Annotated in this window: 6 protein-coding genes; 2 read left to right on the top strand and 4 right to left on the bottom strand. The window is 41.8% G+C overall.

The genetic code is table 11. The features are described 5' to 3' along the window. Positions 1 to 1,292 (top strand): PhoH family protein (locus ACT8YW_RS21750; protein WP_444107122.1); only part of this gene is annotated, 1,292 nt, incomplete at its 5' end. 119 nt (positions 1,293 to 1,411) lie between these two features. On the opposite strand, the gene ACT8YW_RS21745 is transcribed toward ACT8YW_RS21750, so the two are convergent. From ACT8YW_RS21745 to ACT8YW_RS21730, 4 genes are all read right to left on the bottom strand, one after another. Beyond that, positions 1,412 to 2,389, bottom strand: a complete 978-nt coding sequence (locus tag ACT8YW_RS21745; protein WP_444107121.1) for a dihydroorotate dehydrogenase-like protein — start codon at positions 2,387 to 2,389, stop codon at positions 1,412 to 1,414. 23 nt (positions 2,390 to 2,412) lie between these two features. After that, the gene (locus ACT8YW_RS21740) at positions 2,413 to 3,081 is read right to left on the bottom strand and encodes a YggS family pyridoxal phosphate-dependent enzyme (protein WP_115485083.1); all 669 of its coding nucleotides are present in this window, start codon (positions 3,079 to 3,081) and stop codon (positions 2,413 to 2,415) included. A gap of 6 nt (positions 3,082 to 3,087) precedes the next feature. Next, positions 3,088 to 3,567: a DUF4494 domain-containing protein gene (locus tag ACT8YW_RS21735; protein ID WP_444107120.1), complete on the bottom strand. Its 480-nt coding sequence runs from the start codon at positions 3,565 to 3,567 to the stop codon at positions 3,088 to 3,090. Between the two features lie 83 nt (positions 3,568 to 3,650). Then, positions 3,651 to 4,214, bottom strand: a complete 564-nt coding sequence (locus ACT8YW_RS21730; protein ID WP_004296649.1) for an HdeD family acid-resistance protein — start codon at positions 4,212 to 4,214, stop codon at positions 3,651 to 3,653. Positions 4,215 to 4,351: 137 nt separating this feature from the next. Here ACT8YW_RS21730 and tpx point away from each other — a divergent pair, with 137 nt between their 5' ends. Next, positions 4,352 to 4,852, top strand: a complete 501-nt coding sequence (gene tpx / locus ACT8YW_RS21725; RefSeq protein WP_004296650.1) for a thiol peroxidase — start codon at positions 4,352 to 4,354, stop codon at positions 4,850 to 4,852. Positions 4,853 to 4,942: the final 90 nt, after the last annotated feature.

Raw genomic sequence — 4,942 nt, 5'->3', positions numbered from 1 at the left:
ATGTTATTCTTCACGACTACAATTGCTTGAAGAATTTTCAGGAAAATGATATTTACCTCCCTCTTGTTGTACTCGAAGAACTGGATAAGTTCAAAAAAGGAAACGAGCAGATAAATTTCAATGCTCGTGAGTTCGTGCGCGAATTGGATGTGCTGACAAGCGACGAGCTTTTCTCCGACGGAGTGAAGCTTGGCGAAGGATTGGGACGTCTGTTTGTCGTGACAAGCAATGTACCGGCTGCCAAAGTGTGGGAATCGTTTCCTATAAAGAAACCCGATCATTTGATTTTGGCGGCAACCGAATACCTGACCGACAAGTATCCGAAAATGAAATCTATCTTAGTGACCAAAGATGTGAATCTGCGCATGAAAGCCCGTTCAATCGGTCTGCTTTGCGAAGATTATATTACGGATAAGGTGGTAAATGTAGATGTGTTCGAGAAATCTAATGAGATTTTTGAAAATGTAGATCCGGCATTGATCGACCGTATTTATTCTTCAAAGGAAGGCATTGACTTGAGTGAATTTGACTTTAAGGATTTGATTCATCCCAATGAATGTTTTGTATTGAAGAGTGACCGGAATAGTGTATTGGCACGCTACAATCCTTTTACCCATTCTATTATCCGTGTGATGAAGGGTAAGAATTATGGAATCGAACCACGGAATGCGGAACAGAGTTTTGCTTTTGAGATTCTGAATGACCCGAACATCAAACTGGTGGCTCTGACAGGAAAAGCAGGAACAGGTAAGACTTTGCTGGCTTTGGCTGCTGCTTTGGGCAAGCTGACGGATTACAAACAGATTTTGCTGGCACGTCCCGTTGTGGCGCTTTCCAATAAGGATATCGGTTTCCTTCCGGGAGACGCACAGGAAAAAGTAGCTCCTTATATGCAGCCGTTGTTTGATAACCTGAACGTCATAAAACGTCAGTTTGCTACAAACTCTACCGAAGTGAAGCGTATAGAAGATATGCAGAAAAGCGAGCAGCTGGTGATTGAAGCTCTGGCATTTATCCGTGGTCGTAGTTTGAGCGAAATGTATTGCATCATTGACGAAGCGCAGAATCTGACCCCGAATGAAATAAAGACAATCATCACCCGTGCAGGCGAAGGTACGAAGATGGTATTTACGGGAGATATCCAGCAGATTGACCAACCTTATCTGGATAGTCAGTCCAATGGCTTGGTATATATGATTGATCGTATGAAAGACCAGAATATCTTTGCACACGTCAATTTGCTGAAAGGTGAACGAAGTGAATTGAGTGAACTGGCAAGCAACCTGTTATAACAGATTTCTCTGCTAAGCGAGATAAATTAATAAGTGATTAAAAAAGTAAACGGTGAACATCTTGTTGCAAATAGCACAATTTGTTCACCGTTTCTTTATTGATTGAGTATACTTTTTCCTTATTCTTTCTTTCCGAAATATTTCAGGAACTGTGTACGTTCGAATGTATTAACACCCTGAACATCCTTAATATTCAGTTTGCCTTTGAATTGAGTTATATTCTTGAATCCTTTGCGTTCCATCCATGCAGAGAGGAAGCGGTTGGCTTCTCCGATGAATGCATTTGTATTCAGATAGACTGCGCTACAAACTTCTACAGCCGAAGCACCGGCAAGGATAGCTTTCACTACTGATTCTGCGTTGGCAACACCACCGGAAGCTGCATAGTCGATCTTGTCTACTACTGCAGACGCAATTCCGATCCAACGGAGCGGAGTGGCGAGGTCGGAAGCATTACTGAATACTTCTCCTGAAATATGCTCCATCTTTTCGATGTTGATGTCCGGCTGATAGAAACGGTTGAAGAGAACAACTGCTGCTGCACCGTTGGCATACAACTGATCGATTAATGCCACAGGATTTGTCAGGTTGTCACCCAGTTTCATGATTACAGGTATCTTGACTGTTTTTTTGATGTGGCGGAGAATATCGATGTGGCGTTGTTCGAATGAACCGTATGTATATTGCACTTCCGATTGCAGGGCAAGGATATTGATTTCCAATGCGTCGGCACCAGCTTCTTCAATCATCTTTGCAAAGTCAATCCATTCGGAATCAGTGTAGCAGTTGATACTGGCAATGATAGGAATGGGGCATACCTTCTTGCTTTCTTTTATTAAAGTCAGGTATTCGGATAGCTTGTGCTCACGGATATATTCTTCCAGATAGTCACTGGCTTCCGGATAGAAAGCCGGATCTTTCAGTTGGTCTGCTTCCAGCATGATCTGTTCCTCAAACAGTGATTTCAGAACAATTGCACCGGCACCATCTTCGGCCAATTTTTTGTTTTTGCCGGCACTGTTGGTCAGCCCCGAGCTACTGATAATGATAGGGTTTCTAAGGGAAAGCCCTGCGAAAGTAGTTTTTAAATCGGTCATAGCAATATGTTTTTTACTCCTGATTAATAAATTCGTTCTCCGAAAATCTTGCTTCCTACCCGTACCAGCGTACTTCCTGCGGCAATGGCTTCGTGGTAGTCATGTGACATTCCCATCGACAGCTCGCAGAAAGTATCGGAGTGGATGAACCAAGTTGTTTTTATCTCGTTAAAGAGCCTATTTAGTAAACCAAATTCCCGGTTGATTTGTTCAATGCAATCGGTGTTGCTGGCCATCCCCATTAATCCGCAGATGCGTACATGAGTCAGCTCTTTCCATTCTCCGGCATTCAACATCTCCTTACATTCTTCGGGACTGAAACCAAATTTGGTTTCTTCCTGCGCAACGTGAATCTGCAACAGGCAGTTCACTGTACGTCCCGCTTTGACAGCTTGTTTGTTGACTTCGACCAGCAGTTTATAACTATCAATTCCATGAATCATTGCTACGTATGGTATCATGTATTTGATTTTGTTCGTCTGCAGGTGTCCGATGAAATGCCACTCAATGTCTTTGGGCAAACTTTCGTATTTAGCTGTCATTTCCTGCACTTTGCTTTCTCCAAAAATACGCTGTCCCGCCTGATATGCTTCTTCTATCGCTTCATTGGGATGGAATTTTGAGACAGCAACCAGCCGGACTCCTTGCGGGAGTTCGGCCAGTACTTGCTTTAAATTGTCAGCAATACTCATTGTTACTTATGCTTTTGACGGATCAAACTCCGGTTTGTCATTCGGTTCGGCGCTGTAAGGATATACATCCATGAGCGGAGTCTCGGATACCATACCGATCTGATAATCTGCCATGGTTCCTTTTATTCCTTCATCTAGTTTTTTGACTGCGTCGCGCAAGTCGGCAGCTTGTACCAATACTTGAGTGGAAGTCTTTTTTTCAGCACCGCTTTTTTCATCCAGAGTGATGAAAATAAGTTTGCATTTGAACCAGCGGTCGGCACTTTCTTCGTCGCTGGGGAAAAGTTCGCTATAGTTGGCACGTTTAATATCCGAAACGGTAAATTCTCCGGAGATAAACGGAGTCATTTCTTCAATAATCCGTGCTTCTGCTTCTGTAAAACTGAGTGCGTCAACAAGATAAGGTTCAGTTACTTTCTTCTGCATTCCGTTTTCCATTACTTTTTCATAACGGATCTTGCACTCAAACCATGTATGCATTGCCATAATTTTCTTCCTTTTTAATTAATTGATTTATGTAAATTGCCTACAAAGATAAACAAAATCCCAAAGTAAGTGCCGAAAGCTTTTTATTTTCTTTTATGCAGATTCTTTAATTCAAATGAAAGCATGACACGGAAAAGTCCGATGATGAGGAAAGCAAAAGAAATCATATACACTGCGTAGAGCGCTCCTATGGCGGGTTGCCATAATATTAAAAGAGAGCACAGGATGGCAAGAATACCGAAAGCCATGTACCAGCCCCAGTCGCGGGTTCCGTAACGTTTCAGGTCGATGGAATAGCCGGTGGAGGAGAACCCTCGGAACATAAGCCAGAAGGCTATGATGAAAGGGATAACTTCCATGCTGACCATCGGATAGGCAATCAGGTAAATACCCAGAACGAGGTCGATGAGTCCTCCTACGATATACCACCCCCAGCTCGGGACACCTTTCCGGTTGCTAAGAGCAAAGATGATTTCCAGAATACCGCTTATCAGCATCGATACACTGAAAATGATACTTAGAGCTACATAGGTGCTTACGGGTGAGAACATGAGCCAAAGGGCTACAATGATATACACGATTCCCAAAAGAAGAGAAGTCCACCAATTTTTTACTGAATGTTGAATCTCATTGAATACAGTTTCCATACATTTTATATTTTAAATTGAACACTAGAGTGATTTCGTTGAGGAATAACAAATTGAATTTAGAAAAGGTTTTCCGTGAACATATTTGGGGGAATAGTTGTTTCCTATATAAAGTAAATTTTAAATATACATGCATTATGGCAACAACAAATTTCAAAGGACAACCGGTGAAACTGATCGGTGAATTTATACAAGTAGGTAAGGTAGCTCCTGACTTCGAGCTGGTAAAAACAGATTTATCTTCTTTCTCTCTGAAAGATTTAAATGGTAAAAATGTGATTTTAAATATTTTCCCTAGTCTGGATACCAGCGTATGTGCAACTTCTGTACGTAAGTTTAATAAGATGGCTGCCGGATTGAAAGATACGGTAGTATTGGCTATTTCTAAGGATCTTCCTTTTGCACACGGCCGTTTCTGTACGACAGAAGGTATTGAAAATGTAATTCCATTGTCTGATTTCCGCTTCTCTGATTTCGACGAAAGTTACGGAGTGCGTATGGCAGATGGTCCGTTAGCAGGACTTTTGGCGCGTGCGGTAGTTGTGATTGGCAAAGATGGCAAAATTGCATATACGGAACTTGTTCCTGAAATCACCCAGGAGCCTGATTATGACAAAGCCTTAGCTGCTGTAAAGTAATATAGAATATGGAGTATTAAGTATTAGGTATTAACTATTAATGCGAATCAGTATTTGATTTATTAGTTAAAAATTAGCGTAATTAGTGCG

The sequence above is a fragment of the Bacteroides sp. genome, assembly GCF_052357945.1.
Classification (GTDB): Bacteria; Bacteroidota; Bacteroidia; order Bacteroidales; family Bacteroidaceae; genus Bacteroides.
The sequence above is the reverse complement of the archived record's forward strand: the minus strand, read 5'-3'. Positions and strand labels throughout refer to the sequence as shown.